19 protein-coding genes and 1 pseudogene are annotated in these 15,249 nt (G+C 48.6%); 6 read left to right on the plus strand and 14 right to left on the minus strand.

Annotated features, from left to right (window positions below; translation table 11 throughout):
- Nucleotides 1-46 precede the first annotated feature (46 nt).
- Both trpB and trpA read left to right on the plus strand, forming a co-directional pair.
- The gene (trpB, locus tag BZJ17_RS10980) at nucleotides 47-1,237 is read left to right on the plus strand and encodes a tryptophan synthase subunit beta (protein ID WP_069590112.1); all 1,191 of its coding nucleotides are present in this window, start codon (nucleotides 47-49) and stop codon (nucleotides 1,235-1,237) included.
- Entirely contained in the window at nucleotides 1,237-2,058 is an 822-nt protein-coding gene (gene trpA / locus BZJ17_RS10985) for a tryptophan synthase subunit alpha (protein ID WP_077640742.1), read from the plus strand. The genes trpB and trpA overlap by 1 nt, the downstream gene beginning before the upstream one ends.
- Nucleotides 2,059-2,075: 17 nt before the next feature.
- Here trpA and BZJ17_RS10990 read toward each other — a convergent pair whose 3' ends face one another.
- The 5 genes from BZJ17_RS10990 to cls all read right to left on the minus strand — a co-directional run bounded on the left by BZJ17_RS10990 (nucleotide 2,076) and on the right by cls (nucleotide 5,950).
- Nucleotides 2,076-2,825, minus strand: coding sequence for a GGDEF domain-containing protein (locus BZJ17_RS10990; RefSeq protein WP_198534153.1), 750 nt, complete (start codon nucleotides 2,823-2,825; stop codon nucleotides 2,076-2,078).
- Nucleotides 2,776-3,102 carry a hypothetical protein gene (locus BZJ17_RS10995; protein WP_077640744.1) on the minus strand — a complete coding sequence of 109 codons (327 nt, stop codon included), beginning with the start codon at nucleotides 3,100-3,102 and terminating at the stop codon, nucleotides 2,776-2,778. The genes BZJ17_RS10990 and BZJ17_RS10995 overlap by 50 nt, the downstream gene beginning before the upstream one ends.
- A 10-nt stretch (nucleotides 3,103-3,112) precedes the next feature.
- On the minus strand, nucleotides 3,113-3,655 hold the full coding sequence (locus BZJ17_RS11000) for a hypothetical protein (protein WP_077640745.1): 543 nt from the start codon (nucleotides 3,653-3,655) through the stop codon (nucleotides 3,113-3,115).
- 305 nt (nucleotides 3,656-3,960) lie between these two features.
- A complete protein-coding gene (locus BZJ17_RS11005) occupies nucleotides 3,961-4,266 on the minus strand; it encodes a hypothetical protein (protein WP_069590104.1) in 306 nt (101 codons plus the stop codon).
- A gap of 223 nt (nucleotides 4,267-4,489) precedes the next feature.
- Entirely contained in the window at nucleotides 4,490-5,950 is a 1,461-nt protein-coding gene (gene cls / locus BZJ17_RS11010) for a cardiolipin synthase (RefSeq protein ID WP_077458260.1), read from the minus strand.
- A 566-nt stretch (nucleotides 5,951-6,516) separates the two neighbouring features.
- On the opposite strand from cls, the gene BZJ17_RS11015 reads away from it, so the two are divergent.
- The 3 genes from BZJ17_RS11015 (at nucleotide 6,517) to yciA (ending at nucleotide 9,045) form a co-directional block, all read left to right on the plus strand.
- Nucleotides 6,517-7,860, plus strand: coding sequence for a sodium-dependent transporter (locus BZJ17_RS11015; RefSeq protein ID WP_069590100.1), 1,344 nt, complete (start codon nucleotides 6,517-6,519; stop codon nucleotides 7,858-7,860).
- Nucleotides 7,861-8,010: 150 nt separating this feature from the next.
- Nucleotides 8,011-8,553 carry a septation protein A gene (locus BZJ17_RS11020; RefSeq protein ID WP_077640746.1) on the plus strand — a complete coding sequence of 181 codons (543 nt, stop codon included), beginning with the start codon at nucleotides 8,011-8,013 and terminating at the stop codon, nucleotides 8,551-8,553.
- Between the two features lie 93 nt (nucleotides 8,554-8,646).
- Nucleotides 8,647-9,045: an acyl-CoA thioester hydrolase YciA gene (yciA, locus tag BZJ17_RS11025; RefSeq protein WP_069590096.1), complete on the plus strand. Its 399-nt coding sequence runs from the start codon at nucleotides 8,647-8,649 to the stop codon at nucleotides 9,043-9,045.
- Nucleotides 9,046-9,115: 70 nt separating this feature from the next.
- Here the strand turns inward: yciA and BZJ17_RS11030 are convergent, their stop codons facing one another.
- From BZJ17_RS11030 to BZJ17_RS11070, 8 genes are all read right to left on the minus strand, one after another.
- Nucleotides 9,116-9,511, minus strand: a complete 396-nt coding sequence (locus tag BZJ17_RS11030) for a DUF6232 family protein (protein WP_131826806.1) — start codon at nucleotides 9,509-9,511, stop codon at nucleotides 9,116-9,118.
- 349 nt (nucleotides 9,512-9,860) lie between these two features.
- The gene (locus BZJ17_RS11035; protein ID WP_077640748.1) at nucleotides 9,861-10,124 is read right to left on the minus strand and encodes a Txe/YoeB family addiction module toxin; all 264 of its coding nucleotides are present in this window, start codon (nucleotides 10,122-10,124) and stop codon (nucleotides 9,861-9,863) included.
- Nucleotides 10,117-10,377 carry a type II toxin-antitoxin system prevent-host-death family antitoxin gene (locus tag BZJ17_RS11040; protein ID WP_077458462.1) on the minus strand — a complete coding sequence of 87 codons (261 nt, stop codon included), beginning with the start codon at nucleotides 10,375-10,377 and terminating at the stop codon, nucleotides 10,117-10,119. The genes BZJ17_RS11035 and BZJ17_RS11040 overlap by 8 nt, the downstream gene beginning before the upstream one ends.
- 159 nt (nucleotides 10,378-10,536) lie before the next feature.
- The gene (locus BZJ17_RS11045) at nucleotides 10,537-11,034 is read right to left on the minus strand and encodes an ASCH domain-containing protein (protein ID WP_077640749.1); all 498 of its coding nucleotides are present in this window, start codon (nucleotides 11,032-11,034) and stop codon (nucleotides 10,537-10,539) included.
- A 21-nt stretch (nucleotides 11,035-11,055) separates the two neighbouring features.
- Nucleotides 11,056-11,604 carry a GNAT family protein gene (locus BZJ17_RS11050; RefSeq protein WP_077640750.1) on the minus strand — a complete coding sequence of 183 codons (549 nt, stop codon included), beginning with the start codon at nucleotides 11,602-11,604 and terminating at the stop codon, nucleotides 11,056-11,058.
- 56 nt (nucleotides 11,605-11,660) lie between these two features.
- On the minus strand, nucleotides 11,661-11,999 hold the full coding sequence (locus BZJ17_RS11055; RefSeq protein WP_077640751.1) for a hypothetical protein: 339 nt from the start codon (nucleotides 11,997-11,999) through the stop codon (nucleotides 11,661-11,663).
- Nucleotides 12,000-12,357: 358 nt separating this feature from the next.
- Nucleotides 12,358-13,308 carry a prolyl aminopeptidase gene (gene pip, locus BZJ17_RS11065; RefSeq protein WP_077640753.1) on the minus strand — a complete coding sequence of 317 codons (951 nt, stop codon included), beginning with the start codon at nucleotides 13,306-13,308 and terminating at the stop codon, nucleotides 12,358-12,360.
- 160 nt (nucleotides 13,309-13,468) lie between these two features.
- On the minus strand, nucleotides 13,469-13,945 hold the full coding sequence (locus BZJ17_RS11070; RefSeq protein ID WP_077640754.1) for a GNAT family N-acetyltransferase: 477 nt from the start codon (nucleotides 13,943-13,945) through the stop codon (nucleotides 13,469-13,471).
- Nucleotides 13,946-13,975: 30 nt separating this feature from the next.
- Between BZJ17_RS11070 and BZJ17_RS11075 the strand changes: the two are divergent.
- Nucleotides 13,976-14,245 (plus strand): annotated as a pseudogene (locus BZJ17_RS11075) (transposase); the annotation flags it as partial.
- Between the two features lie 262 nt (nucleotides 14,246-14,507).
- Here the strand turns inward: BZJ17_RS11075 and BZJ17_RS11080 are convergent.
- Complete coding sequence (locus BZJ17_RS11080; protein WP_077640755.1) at nucleotides 14,508-15,194, minus strand: HAD family hydrolase; 687 nt, start codon at nucleotides 15,192-15,194, stop codon at nucleotides 14,508-14,510.
- Nucleotides 15,195-15,249 lie beyond the last annotated feature (55 nt).

Raw genomic sequence — 15,249 nt, forward strand, 5'->3', positions numbered from 1 at the left:
ACAGTCAACGTATCTCGGCCCCAGTTAAAGACGTAAAAGGATAATTATGAGCAAGCTTAACCCGTATTTTGGCGAATTTGGTGGTCAGTACGTGCCCCAAATTCTGGTGCCTGCGCTTGATCAGCTCGAACAAGCGTTTATTGATGCCCAAGACGACCCTAACTTTAAAGACGATTTTATCCGCCTGCTGCAAGAGTATGCCGGACGACCCACCGCGTTGACGCTTTGCCGCAACCTCACCAAGGGGACGAATACCAAGCTGTATCTTAAGCGGGAAGACTTGCTGCACGGCGGTGCGCACAAAACCAACCAAGTACTGGGCCAAGCGATGCTTGCCCAGCGTATGGGAAAATCAGAGATCATTGCCGAAACCGGAGCCGGCCAACACGGTGTGGCAACCGCACTGGCATGTGCGCTATTGGGGCTAAAGTGTCGCATCTACATGGGGGCCAAAGACGTTGAGCGTCAAAGCCCCAATGTGTTTCGAATGAAGCTGATGGGTGCCACTGTGATCCCAGTGCATGCGGGCTCTGCGACGTTAAAAGATGCGTGTAACGAAGCGATGCGCGACTGGTCAGCCAACTATGATACCGCCCACTATTTGCTCGGCACTGCGGCGGGCCCGCACCCCTTCCCGACCATTGTGCGCGAGTTTCAACGCATTATTGGTGAGGAAACCCGAGCGCAAATTCAGCAGGTAGAAGGCCGCTTGCCGGATGCGGTAATCGCTTGTGTGGGTGGCGGCTCAAACGCGATTGGCATGTTTGCTGACTTTATCGATGACAAAGATGTGCGTTTAATTGGTGTTGAGCCAGCGGGCAAAGGACTCGATACCGATCAACACGGCGCGCCCTTAAAGCACGGCAAACCCGGTATTTTCTTTGGTATGAAATCCCCATTGATGCAAGATGAATATGGCCAGGTCGAAGAGTCGTATTCTGTATCAGCCGGATTGGACTTCCCGTCGGTGGGGCCACAGCATGCGCACCTTAACGCCATTGGTCGTGCCGAATACCCGGCAGTCACTGACGATGAGGCCTTAGAAGCGTTTCAATCGCTTGCGCGCAACGAAGGCATTATTCCCGCGTTAGAATCTGCCCATGCACTGGCCCAGGCGCAAAAAATGATTGCCGCTGATCCTGAAAAAGAGCAGCTTTTGGTGGTCAACCTATCCGGACGTGGTGATAAAGATATCTTCACTGTATATGACATTTTAGAAGGCAAAGGAGAGCTGTAATGACGGCACCATCAACTCGATATCAAGCGATGTTCGCAAACCTGGATGCCAAACAGCAAGGTGCCTTTGTTCCTTTTGTCACCTTGGGGGATCCAAACCCAGAACAATCACTCGCCGTGGTCGATGCCTTGGTTGAAGGCGGTGCCGACGCACTGGAACTCGGTATGCCGTTTTCCGACCCATTGGCTGATGGGCCCACCATTCAAGACGCAACCTTACGCGCGCGGGCCGCTGGCACCACACCCGATACCTGTTTCGACATGTTGGCAGCCATTCGCGCCAAGCATCCAACCATTCCGATTGGGTTGCTGATGTATGCCAACTTAGTCTACGCCCGCGGTATTGACACTTTTTACCGCCGGTGTGCGGATGTCGGCGTCGATTCGGTGCTGGTGGCAGATGTGCCGATTACTGAATCTGCGCCATTTCGTAAACAAGCCTTGGCGCAGGGCATTGACCCGATTTTTATTGCTCCACCTAACGCAGACGATACAACCTTAGCTCAAGTGGCGGAGCTAGGCCGTGGCTATACTTATTTGGTGTCGCGCGCCGGCGTCACAGGGGCAGAGGCTAAAGCAGGGGCACCGGTTGAACACCTGCTCGGCACCTTGCATCATCATGAGGCGCCACGGCCCCTACTAGGCTTTGGCATCTCAACCCCTGAGCAAGTCAAAGCGGCGATCAGCGCCGGGGCGGCAGGCGCCATCTCTGGCTCGGCGGTGGTGAAAATCATCGAGCAACATCAACATGATGTGCCCGCGATGCTGGCGGCATTAACGGACTTCGTCAAAACCATGAAAGCGGCGACAGCACGCCAATAATATCAAGCTAGATAACACTAAGCGTTGGGCGATGTCTGTTCAGCATCGCCTTGCGAACGGCCACTTACCCAAGGTGTGGCTTCATCAAACCGCGGTTCCTCACGACTGTGTCGTTTTCCATTGGGAGGCTGCATAGTGTCATGATACACGCGATATTGGTTCTTCCCTGCCCGCTTTGCCGCATACATTGCCGTGTCCGCATGAGTCAGTAAACGCTCCCCGCTCAGTTTGTCCCTTCCATGCGCGATACCCACGCTGGCCGACACTTGGCAGAGGTATGTGTCAATTGCGATCGGTTGATGCGCCACGTCGACAAGAACACGCGCAAGCACTCTCGACTCATCGTCGAGCTGATAAGGCATCACCACTGCAAATTCGTCACCACCTAACCGCGCAATGACCGCATGCGGCGGGAGTGCCATCGCTAGCTTTTCTGCCAACGCAGACAGAAAAAGATCGCCCACATCATGGCCAAAGTTATCATTAATCGCCTTAAAGCCATCAAGGTCAATCACCAACATCGCCATACTATGAGTGTTGAATAGATAGCGACCGTTTAACGTATCAAACAGCCAATGGCGATTATGCAATCCTGTCAGTTGGTCTTCGCGCGCTAAGCGATAATAGCGTTTGGCATCCAATGCAAGCAGCATCAATACTGTCGCGCCCACGGCTATCATCCCTAACGTCATCACGGTGGTCAGTTGTCCGAGCTGGTTAAGTAACCGCGCATGCTCCATCACCACGGTTCGCCATCGTGATCGCAACCGGAAAGCGGCTCCATAAGATCTCGTGCTGAATCGCCAACTGATCAAAGCTGCTCTTTCCACCTTGGTAGCGTTCCAGCAAGGTAATCAGCGCATCGTACTCTTTGGACAAGCTGAGCATATACCACACCAACTTGCTTTGGCCATTGGTTAGGCGCTCAGATAACGCGGTGATCTTATTGGTGGTTAACACCACACCGATTGCCATAATCGCAATACATACCACTAAAATAGTGCGTTTAATCGGCATCACCTTCAGTTGGGCATTTCTCATCATTCGTCACTCCTTAGGGCTGGCACGCTATGTCAGTCAGCTGCCACACCATTGCCGAGTAAAATCGGTCATTCTGAATGGCCGGATATTGGTCGAGAGGAAACACTAACCAAAGTGGACCAAGTGTTCTGAGTGTCATCGCTTGCCCGTTGCGTTTCATCGCAATCACTGGCTGATACCGTGCCACCATGTCTGCACTGAGCATCGCTTGGTATCGATTCATCGCGCTTAGTTTTAAGTCAGCACATTCCCCCATCCCCGCAGCGTCCAAAACGGTTGATAGCGCCACACCCTCAAAACGTTGCTCACCTTGGGTAAATGGGGTTTGAGTGATGATTTGTGCCGAAGGTAAGGCCTCGAGCGCCTGTCGATTGAATCGCACACTATGCTCTGGAGTAACACTGACGGTGAGATTGATCGGCACGCGCAAGGCGGCACCAGCGCTGAAGGTAATCAAAACGCCAATCACCACCATCGCGACATTGGGGGCTTGAACTAAACCACGCAGCAATACAATGGGTGCTGCAAGAAAGGCTGTGCGAGGTTTTTCTTTCATTTTTCACCAGTTACATCACAACGACAACCGGAGACTTGTCGGTCAGCAGCAAGGGGCTTGAGGCTGGCCTCACAAATGTAAGTCACGTGTCTGTATTACGTCACAGATGTGACGCTGTTGGGACTAGTGTGCTTGAAAGGGGTTAACGATTTATAGTGCTTGGGCCAGCATTTATTAACAAATCTCACAATTGAGATAAACTCGCAGCACAAAAAAAGTCAGGGGCTAGAAAGCAGACGGGGACAATGGGCCATAAACAAAAAAGCCTGCCGATACTCTGTGTACCGACAGGAAAACAACGCTGATTAGCTAAGATCGCGCATTAATATTTCAAGCTCTTCCTGAGCCTGATCAATCAAGGACGCCAGCTCGTTTGCATCATCATGATGCATTGGCAGTGCCCAATTTTCTCGTCTTCCCGGCTCGACATGCTCTGCAACCAGCTGGGTGATTTTTCCCTTACGCTCAAACTTCACCTCGTCAAATTCCGCGAGGTGCGGTTTTTTCTCGTTGGCAATCTGAATCAACACATTGCCATTTGGCACAACCCGCACGTGCGCCTTTCGCGCGGGCGTGGTGTTCAATGTATAACTGCGTGAACGGATAGACATGTCTACCTCCTGTCACTCGATATGGGGCATTACTAAGTGTAGTAACTCTGCCCTCAAACGGCAGCGAAAGGCGCCGGATTTTTAGGATATAAGCGAATAAATGGTTACCAATTGTGAGGCACTTAATAATCTTAATGCTGACAAGCGATTAGGATAACGCCCCCTATACGGTATAGCATAACCAACCGCACTGTATGCATGTTCAATCAAGTTCGCGCGCCGGTCATAACAACGGACTGAACATATAGAAAAACTGTTCAATCGGCTTGTGATAAACAGGTCGTTGTTGCCACGTTTTGGGTTCCACACGCAAAGATTGGCTGAGATAGCGCTGGTGTAGCGCGTTCACGCTGGCACAAAAATCGGGATCATCGACCGTGAGCGTTAACTCAAAGTTCAACCATAAGCTGCGCATGTCGAGGTTTACGGTGCCAATCAAACAGTACTTTTCATCAACCAATACAGATTTGGTGTGCAGTAAGCCACCGCCAAAACGGTAGATCTCAATACCTGACGCCATTAAATCGGCAAAGAAGGACCGACTGGCCCACTCAACCATTAAGGAATCGTTTTTTTCCGGCACAATCACTGTCACTTTCACGCCTCGTTGCGCTGCCGTTTGTAAGCTAAACAGTAGCCCTTCACTCGGCACCAAATAGGGCGTGGTAATGGTAATGCTGTCATGGGCTTGGTGGATAGCCAAGGTTAACACCTGTTGGATCATACCATCCGGCAAACCCGGTCCTGATGGAATGGCTTGCACAGCGTGATTGGCATGCTGGTGATCTTCAATAAGTGAGCATTCGGGTTGTGCGGGTAAATTTCGCAGTCCCGTTTCTACTTCCCAATCCCAAGAAAAAATGCTGCTGAGCACAGGAACGGTGGGGCCGGTAACACGTACCATCACGTCTACCCATTGACCCACGCCCGCATTTTGCTTAAAAAAGCGCGGATCGACCATGTTCATCGAGCCCGTGTATGCCAGATGATTATCGATGATCACCACCTTGCGGTGCTGGCGAATATCAAGGCGGCGGAAGAACATCCGAAACGGGTTGACGGCCAGAGCTTCAATCAACTCTATCCCCGCTTCTCGCATCACACTCGGCCATTTGCTACGGAAAAACGTCTTACTTCCCGCAGAATCAAGCATGATACGAACCGGAATGCCCCGCTTCGCGGTATCACACGCGGCTTGCGCAACCTCATCGGCATGGCCGCCAGGATGCCAAATATAAAACACCATGTTTACGCTTTGCGTGGCGTGACGAATATCAAAGGCAATGGATTTAAGGATATCTGCCGGATCGGTTTGCAAGTGGAGTTGGTTGCCCGTTAATTCAGGGACACCAATCCGCGCTTGGCATAATTGGTTAACATGATGAGATTGCTCGCGCACGTGCTGAGGACGATGCGCCGGACACGCCTGTAAGCTGAGCAACCATTGCCGATACGGTTCAAACATCGCTTTGGCACGTACCGCACGCGTCTTCCCGAGATTGAGCTCGCCGAATAACAGATAGGCGATGACACCGACAATCGGCAGGATGTAAATAATCATCAACCATGCGATCGACACCCCGAGCGCACGACGCTTAAAGACCACACGAATAGTGACCGCCGCGATCGTTAGCCAATACGCGAGTAACAAAATAAGAGTCAGGATCTCGTAGACTTTTTCCATGCTTGTTTGCGCACACCTTATTGTTGGAATCGACGGGTTATCAACCACATGGTCTTCCCCTATTCTGCCTAGCTTGCCACTGGGTGCAAGCAGTGTTTTGTCTAGATTTATGACAACACAAGTCACCAAAAGTGAAGTGGCCCACAGTAGAAATGTCATAGATGAATAACCGACACATAAATACGTGACGCACCATCACCTTGTTAACATTGTGTTAAATCAATAATTGCGACAGAGAAAGCCACTGTGGTACTGACTATAGACAGTGAATCGCACTCGCTATCGGTGAATAAGTAAGCAGACGCGGAAAGAATATCGGGAAGTTGGCTCGTTTGGGGGTATTACATACGGCAAGATCTTCAAATTTTACGCATAAACTGTTTTACTTACGAGCCTTAGAGGAACGAATCACTAGCTTCACTCTGTAATTATAACTTTACACACCATAAGGTGTCGCTCACGCATCAGCGATGGGCATTATGAGCAGTATCAATCATCTATACCCAAGCAGCTGGACGCATTCGCGTAGAGTCAGACGGGTATGTCGCATAAACTGACGAGTAGATATGGCAAACACACAACGCGCACAATTTTCATCCCGATTAGGGTTTATCTTGGCGGCAGCCGGCTCAGCGATTGGGCTGGGCAATATTTGGGGGTTCCCGACTCAAACAGCTTCAAACGGCGGCGCTGTTTTTCTGTTCATTTATTTGATCATGGTTTTTGTCCTAGCGTATCCCCTTTTAATAGCAGAACTCACTATTGGACGCTACGGCAATGCTAACCCGGTTCGGTCTTTATCCTCAGTGGCAGGTGGACAAAAGTGGTTGGGTCGCTTGCTCGGCTTAGTCGGTATGCTCGGAGCAACTGGTATCCTTAGCTTCTATGCCATTGTCGCCGGTTGGCTGGTCGGCTTTATGGTGTCACCACTGCTCACCGCGCTGGGTTTTGTTAATGCGGCGAACTGGTTAGAGTCATTCAGCGAAACCCGTAACCTCGCCCTCATGCTGTGCTTTATGGTACCGACCATTTTGGTGGTTCGTAACGGCATTGCTAACGGGATCGAGCGTTGGTCGTCTCGCTTAATGCCAGTACTGTTTTTACTCTTCGTAGTGATGGTGGTGTACATCTTGTTCCAACCTGGCGCGATTGAGGGGTTAAAAATGTACCTGATCCCCGATCCTTCTCATCTCTCGCCAAGTCTGGTGGTAAGTGCAATGGGGCAGGCTTTCTTCTCGCTCTCCCTCGGTGTGTGCGTAATGATGGTCTATGGCTCTTACTTATCAAAGTCAGCCAGTATTCCCAAAACTGCCGCCCAAGTGGCACTGCTCGATACCGGTATCGCCTTTATTGCCGGACTATTGATTATGCCAGCGATGTTCGTTGCTCAGCATAACGGAGTGGCGATTTACAGTGAAAGCGGGGATCTACTCAGCAGCGATACGCTGGTGTTCAGCGTCTTGCCTGCCATGTTCGATACCATGGGCAGTGCTGGCTTGTTTATCGGCTTCGCTTTCTTCTTACTGATGGTCATTGCGGCTCTCACATCGGCCATTTCAATGCTTGAAGTGCCCGTAGCTTGTGCAACCGAAGAACTGCGTCAGTCTCGCGAGAAAGCCGTTTGGTGGATTGGTGGTTTGATCACCCTAGCCTCTGCCACCATTGTGTATAACTTTGGCGATCTGTTCGGCTTGGTGGTTACCGTGACGACCGAATACGCACAGCCTATTCTCGGCCTGCTATTTGCCTTGGTCGCCGGTTGGTTGTGGCACCGTAACGAAATCTTGAAAGAGCTGGTGCAAGGTAGCCCTGAACTTGGCGAAACCTGGTTTTGGAAAATCTGGCCGGGTTATGTGCGGGTGATTTGCCCTATCTTAATGATCTTGGTCTTCGGTTGGGACTGGATCTAACCGCACACCGCTCAGTACATGACGTATTATGTGCTGAGCGGTATCTTCTCTTCCCCCTTTTCGAGCCATTTCGTATTTCCTCCACTCGCCGCAATTGGTTACACTGCCAATACATTTATTCAATCCGCCCACAAGGCATCGTGTCGTTTTATGAAACAACTGATTGATTTTATTCCACTCATTATCTTCTTCGCGCTGTATAAGTTTTACGATATTTATGTCGCCACAGGCGCATTGATCATCGCGACCCTAATCCAAGTCGCCTTAGTGTGGGCGCTTTATAGAAAAGTGGAGAAAATGCAGATTGTCACTGCGGCTTTAGTGGCGGTGTTTGGGGGAATGACACTCTTCTTCCATGACGACAACTTCATTAAATGGAAAGTGACCATCGTCTATGTGTTGTTTGCGGTGGGCTTGGTAGCCTCTGAGCTGATGGGTAAACCCTTAATCAAAAACATGCTCAGCAAAGAACTGGACTTACCCGATCGCGTATGGCGCACCATTAACTGGGCGTGGGTGAGTTTTTTCTCGGTATTAGCCGGGGTCAATATTTACGTCGCATACAGCATGCCGCTTGATGTTTGGGTGAACTTTAAAGTGTTTGGCACCATGATCTTAACGTTCTTATATCTCATCGCGACAGGTATCTACATCTACCGCCATATGCCCAAAGAGAGCAACTCGGACCAATAAAAACTTGCCCAAATGCTGTGTCAGAGGTCACAATTCTAATCTTATCCTGAAAAAAAGGGGCCAGCCCCTTTTGAATAAGATGTGAAGAGAGCCATGTCTGACAATAAAAACAACTGCCCACGCGGCCAACTGTTGCTGCGTACACTTGCGATGCCAGCCGATACTAACGCCAATGGCGATATCTTTGGCGGCTGGATCATGTCCCAGCTCGATTTAGCCGGCGCGATCCTCGCCAAAGAAATCTCTGGCGGACGTGTCGTGACTGTTTCAGTGAACGAAATCACCTTCAAAGCGCCCGTTAGCGTGGGTGATGTAGTCTGCTGCTATGGTACATGCAGTCGCATTGGTAATACCTCGATGAGTGTCGCGCTCGAAGTATGGGTAAAACCGGTTAAGCATGACGGTGTCGGCGAACGCTATAAGGTGAGCGATGCCGTATTTAACTATGTTGCCATTGATGAAAGCGGCCGGCCGCGTCCGATCAAAAAATAACGTGTTCAGTCACCACAAAGGGCCTGTTAAATCTCAGGCCCTTTGTATATCCGCCCTATCAATAGCGTTGCTACGAGACCAACAACTGCTTTAATTGCGCGACGTACTGCTCAAAAAGCAATTTATCCGTTTTCTTTCCACTTTTGGCTATTGCCAGCCACTGTACGCCCGTATCGTCTTGATGGTTATACTCAATACGAAGCACGTATTTTGCGCTGGTCAGCAAAGCTAACAACGCGCCTGCAACAAACCCCACGGCAGGTAAATACTCCGCGTAGGGCAGTTCACCCACTAACATAAAAAATAAAATGCTCGCGGTTAGTATCCCTAACCCTAACATCCTCAGCAGGTGATCTTTCCATGTAAGTTCTTCAACGCTGGCGTCAACAATATTGCGCATTGAATAACAATCATCATTCACACATAAATGGGTTGGCGTTTGCTTTATTACCACTGACTTTCTCATTTTTATTTCCATACTAAGATGCGTTATTGACTCACACTTTACAGGGCTCATTCCACTGCGGCGCTTATTATGTCTATTTTTATCAACAGGGCGAGCAGGACTAAACGCAAACGTGACCTACAACAATGAACATTTTACGCGCCCCTTGTTAACTATTTATACACGTGCTTACTACGCTTAACCCTGCTGGCAGCTTTTTCGGTCAGTGCACTGACCTCACCCATCGCCATTATTCAGTGGCGACGGTGATTTTATCCAGAGGCGTTATAAGGAGTGGTTTTTATTGAGGGTGGTGGGCATGACGCCTCGCGCCTTCATTGTGCCATTATGCACCGCAGGCGCTAGGTGACTAATAGTGATATCGGCAAGATAGGATCGTAATAGACGTATCATCCACGGCGTAAACCAGCCGATTGGTATCATCAATACGCCGCGACCAAAAGCCGGTCAGGTTTTCTTTTAGTGCTTCGGGCTTACCTATGCCCTCGAATGGCGTTCGTTTTACATCGAGGATGAGCTTGTTGATTCGCTTGAGTGTTTTTCTATCCTGGCTTTGCCAGTACACGTAGTCACTCCACGCATCATCCGTCCAGCAAAGTAAGCGACTACTCATCGCTATCGACTAACGCGTGCTCCATCGCTTTCCCCATCTTGTACTGAGTAATAGACCGATTTAGGTGCTCAGCATTGGCGGGTGAGCGCAACAGATGAACGGTTTCCATAAGGCTGTTGTAGTAATCGAGCGACATCACCACCGCGTCTTCCGCATCACGTCGGGTAATGATAGCGGTATCAGCGTCATTAACCACCCCATCTAATACCGTTTTGAGGCCATTTCTCGCTTCAGTAAACGAAATGATTTTCATCGGATTGCTCCTATTCGTACACCATCGAAGTATAGAGCAACAAACCAGACATGTACAACTTAAAGAACATGTCTAGTGGTTGTTCGCTGAGCACAACCGTCCCGCAGTGACAGCGGGCCAAGTGTTCGGGTTGGATGGATGTTTGACCGACTTGTTTTATCATGCGCTTCCCTGCTCAGTTTCATGGTGATCAAGCGGATAGACTTTCTTAAAACGCTCTAATACCAAAGGGGATTGAGTTGTAAACGGCACGCCAAGTGCCTGCCCCTCTTGCTCAAAAAATGCCAGATGTGCCTGCCGCCACCACGCATAGCTCTTATCGCCTTCACCTTCCGCAGCGGCAAATTCAGCAGTCACTTGATCAAACGGACACTCGCTCACTTCAGTCACTTTAATAATACAAACCGGCTGCTGCGCCCAGTTAAGCACCACGGTTAAACGTCCGACTTGCGGGTAAGGTTCGTTTTCGATCTCGTAGCAAGCTTTTAAGCTGCACGATGCGCGTTTTATGCCTTGATCAATCAAACGGGCGCATTCGTTAGCATTGTATTCATCCGCGCAAAAGTACTCAGCAATTGTTCCAGGCACAGCCTGACGTTCTGCTTCACTTAAGGTGGCAAGGTAGGCGTTTAAAAATGCCTGTTGTTCTGTATTCATGAGCATCCTTGATTTTTCTACCTAATCCGCGATTTGCCAGGTAGCGCGATCTAAACCATAAATGGCATGGTCGACAATGCGTCCGTTTAAATTTTCAGCACGACGTATTACGCCTTCGAGTGTGAACCCTAAACGCTCACAGACCTTTCGGCTTGGCGTGTTTTCCGTTGCCGCCGATATCTGTACTTTTTCCATACCAAACTGGGTAAACGCCAGCTCAATGAGCTTAGCCACGGCTTGACTCACAATCCCTTTCCCTTGGTGCAAAGAGCTCAGCCAATAGCCAATTTCCACCTTTTTAAGCGACTGATTGATAGTGTTGTAACTCACACTGCCTGCCAATTGACCCTGATAAATAATGCCACATACCAATGATTTACCTTCTGCATAATCGTGAAGGGATTTTTTAATAAAGCTCAAAAAGAACGCTTCATCATGGGCATGCGGTGGCCACACTAACCATTGGCTTAAATACTCCTGATCGCGGGTAACGATATCCAGATAAATCGGCGCAAAGCGTGTATTGATAAGTTCCAGTTYTAGGTCACGATTAACATCCAATGTAAACATACTTTCCTCATTATTAATGCGACACAATTGTCGGCGTTTATTATTTTCAGTGCGGTTTATTCAATCATCCAATTCGCGGCGCCAGCTCCCGCCTCCTGAAAGCGAAGTTTTATCGGATAGCTGTCACCACAGCCTTCGACAATCCATAGCTCCCGCCACACCCTTGTGCCTACCTCGCCTGACGGCATTTCTCGCACATAAGGCACAAACTCCTCTGGCTTCTCACAGCCTTGAGATGCCACCGTAACCAGCACCCCTGCCATGGCATCTTGGATCAATTTTTGATTAGCTAGTGACCCTGCTTGGACCGCTCCTTCTGGCAGCGACTGCGCCATCGATGAAAAAGAGACAGCCAAAGCCCCAAACACGAGTAAAGCCCGTAGCCAATTAATCATACTCAAAAACGCCCTTAAAAAATGAGTCATCAACAATCTCAATGGAGGGTTCTAAAGACAACATTTAATCTCCATGAATATCAGCCACAAACGCCTCTCCCACTCATCATATTGCGATAACCCCACCAATGCGTATTGGGTCGTTGCCGCTACTCATAGTTTTGCCAGTATTTGAATATGACTGTGAGCAACAAAGCCTAACGACTCGCAAAGGCGTCGGGAGGCAATATTTTCCCGGTTGGCACGATATCTGGCGACACGTCCCCTCTTTTCAACCTCTTTAACCCACCTTGAAATCAGTGCTTTGCCGACACCACGCTGGCGATAGCTTGGTGTCACCAAGATAGACAATGAATGTCTATTTACGAAACTTATCCAGTGCAGCCGTCATCGCTTCAGGAAAACCAATCCCACCATGACCAGCTTCTTCCAAGATACATAACTCACTCTTCGGCCACGCACGATGTAGCGCCAAAGCAATATCTAGCGGCCCAGAAATATCCCATCGACCGTGGATTAGGACAGCCGGAATATCTCCGATACGGTTGATACCCGCCATCAACTCACCATCTTTTAAAAAACAATCATGGCTCCAGTAGTGCGTTACAGCACGAGAAAAGATAAGGCTAAACTCTGGTTCTCTGTAACGAGGGTCGGGCTTCCAATCTGGCATAAGTGAAACATGGATGTCCTCCCAACGACACCATTCGAGTGCAGCCTGTTCGCGTATTTTTGGATCTGGGTCGGCCAAGAGTCGTGCATAGGCAGCAGTTATATCGCCACTTTGCTTTGCTTCAGGTACTAGCGCACAAAAACGCTCCCACTCACGAGGAAAGACTCTACCCATGTCCCGCGTGATCCAATCGATTTCACGTCGTGTTCCAGTCGTTACGGCCCCAAGCACCATCGCTCTGACTCGCTCTGGATATCGCTGAGCGTATACAAGACCGAGTGTCACCCCCCAGGATCCACCCACAACAACCCAATTATCAATATTAAGGTGCTCACGAAGGGCTTCGATATCAGCAATCAGGTGATCGGTCGTGTTTGTACTCAAATCAGCATCAGGCTCAGACATGAGCGGAAGGCTACGACCACAACCTCGCTGATCAAATAGAATGGCACGATAGGCTTCGGGATCAAAATTACGCCTTGCACCAGGACCACAACCACTTCCGGGCCCACCATGAAGATAAATAGCTGGAGTTCCCTCAGGATGGCCAACCTCTTCCCAATAAATGCTGTGACCATCACTAACTTCTAACATACCCGAATTAAACGGCTCAATCGGTGGGTAACGTTTTGTCATCCTTATTCTGACTCCATCTATCAATGAATTTCTAACAATGCCTTAAAGGGTGAGTGCCGCATGAATGAACTTTTATCAGACCACGTTAACCATTAAAAACCACGGAAAAATTCTCGCTAAATTTAGTGATTGAAGACATACTCGTTTGTTATAAAATGCCTCAAAGAAAGCGCTGAAACTTACCATTTTTAGCTTTGAAACCTAGCTTGCTAAACAAAGCTTGAGACCGAAAGTTACCCTCATCAATATCTGCAAACAGTTTTTCAACCCCCAATGATTTAGTATGAGAAAATAATAAAAAAAGAGCTTCCGACATATACCCCTGTCGCCAGTACGATGAATTCAGTAAGCATCCGACCTCACAGGCGTCACCGTTATCACTAAAGCTATGTAAGCCACAGGTTCCAATAACTTTATTTGTCGCTTTCTCCATTACCGCCCATTCCAAAGATTCACCCGATTTCTCTAGTCGGACGACACTTTCTAGCATCTGAACTATCATATCTTTCGATGTAAAAACTGGATCTGAGGCAAATTCCATTGTTTGATTATCACTATAAATCTCAAACAGATCGTTGCAATCCTTAGATTGAATAGACCTCAATATGATTCTACTTCCGCGTAAATCCGGCTTCATTTTTCTCCTTAATCGTATAACGCTCAATTAATTCACGGCGGCAAAACCAAGAACGACCGCATTGATTCCTATAAGATTGCTTCTCTTCTCAGGGGTGGTAACTTTCCGCTGGCTTATGTCTATCCAAAAGCGATGAGGGCCACTCGCGATTTGCTTCGCCGCCGAACCAAAATCATGCGTCACGGCGCTGATTTGAAAGCCCATGTCTCCAACACCTTTAGTCAGTACAATCATCCTGCACCTAACCTCCAACTGCGCTATCCCTGCGCCAGAGAGGAGGTTCGCAACCGCTTCAACGAACAACAACGTTGCTTACACCCAAACTGAGCCTGAAGATAACTGGAAAACAAACGTTTAGCCTTCTTTTTGAATAGCGCCTGCTTGGGTTAACCGAATAATGTCTAATGGCCCTGTCACAGGATTGGCAGGCAGCGGTGAGACCGCAGTAAGAGACCTTCTATATGTGTTTGCCGTAAGCAATGACTTAATGGCGGAAAGGACAGAACGAAGTAGACGACTTTGTTGTTCGAGAGCATTGGTTGCTGGCGTAGCCAAAAAAACGTTATTGCCTATTGACCGAAGAAGGCCTCATATGTGTTAGGCGAATTAAGTGCTCCAGAGCATTGGCTTGATTAACCACGTGACTTGCTCTGCTTTCTGTGTTTTTAATATCTGAGATAAGCACTGTAGAAATACCTACTAGTTGAGCTCCACGAATATCTGCAATTTCATTATCCCCAACCATAATGCTATTTTTCGCCAAACTTCCAACACTTTCTAATGCAATTTCAAAAGCCTGACGGCTGGGTTTCCTATAGCCAATTTCTGAAGACCAGATTATACTATCGAAATATTTGGCTAGTCCTCGGTTCATTAAGTCACGTTGAAACACTTCTGTACTACCCGTTACATTAGACAGTAATATGAGTTTTGTTCCCTGGTCATAAAGGGTTTCAAGTAGCGGGATTGAATATTGATAAAGACGACCGCTATCTACAAAGTGATTCAAATGTTTCAAACCAATTGATTGGTCAAATTCTAGCTTGTACTCATTAAATGCCTTTTGCCATACATCAATCCAATTTGGTTGCTCCACTTGTTCGGGTATATACAGCTCTTGAATACTTCGCTCTATCAAATCACCAATTTTCTCAGCATACTGCGATTTAAGAACAGCTTTCAACGAGCCTGAAAGGCTACCCATTTCACACAAGGTATTTCCGTAATCAAAAATCACTGTATCGTACATCTGAGCCTCTTTGCCTAACGCCCAGCACAGCGAATGGCAGAGCTGGGACGTAATT

It is taken from the genome of Salinivibrio sp. IB574, from assembly GCF_001996205.1.
GTDB classification, from domain to species: Bacteria; Pseudomonadota; Gammaproteobacteria; order Enterobacterales; family Vibrionaceae; genus Salinivibrio; species Salinivibrio proteolyticus.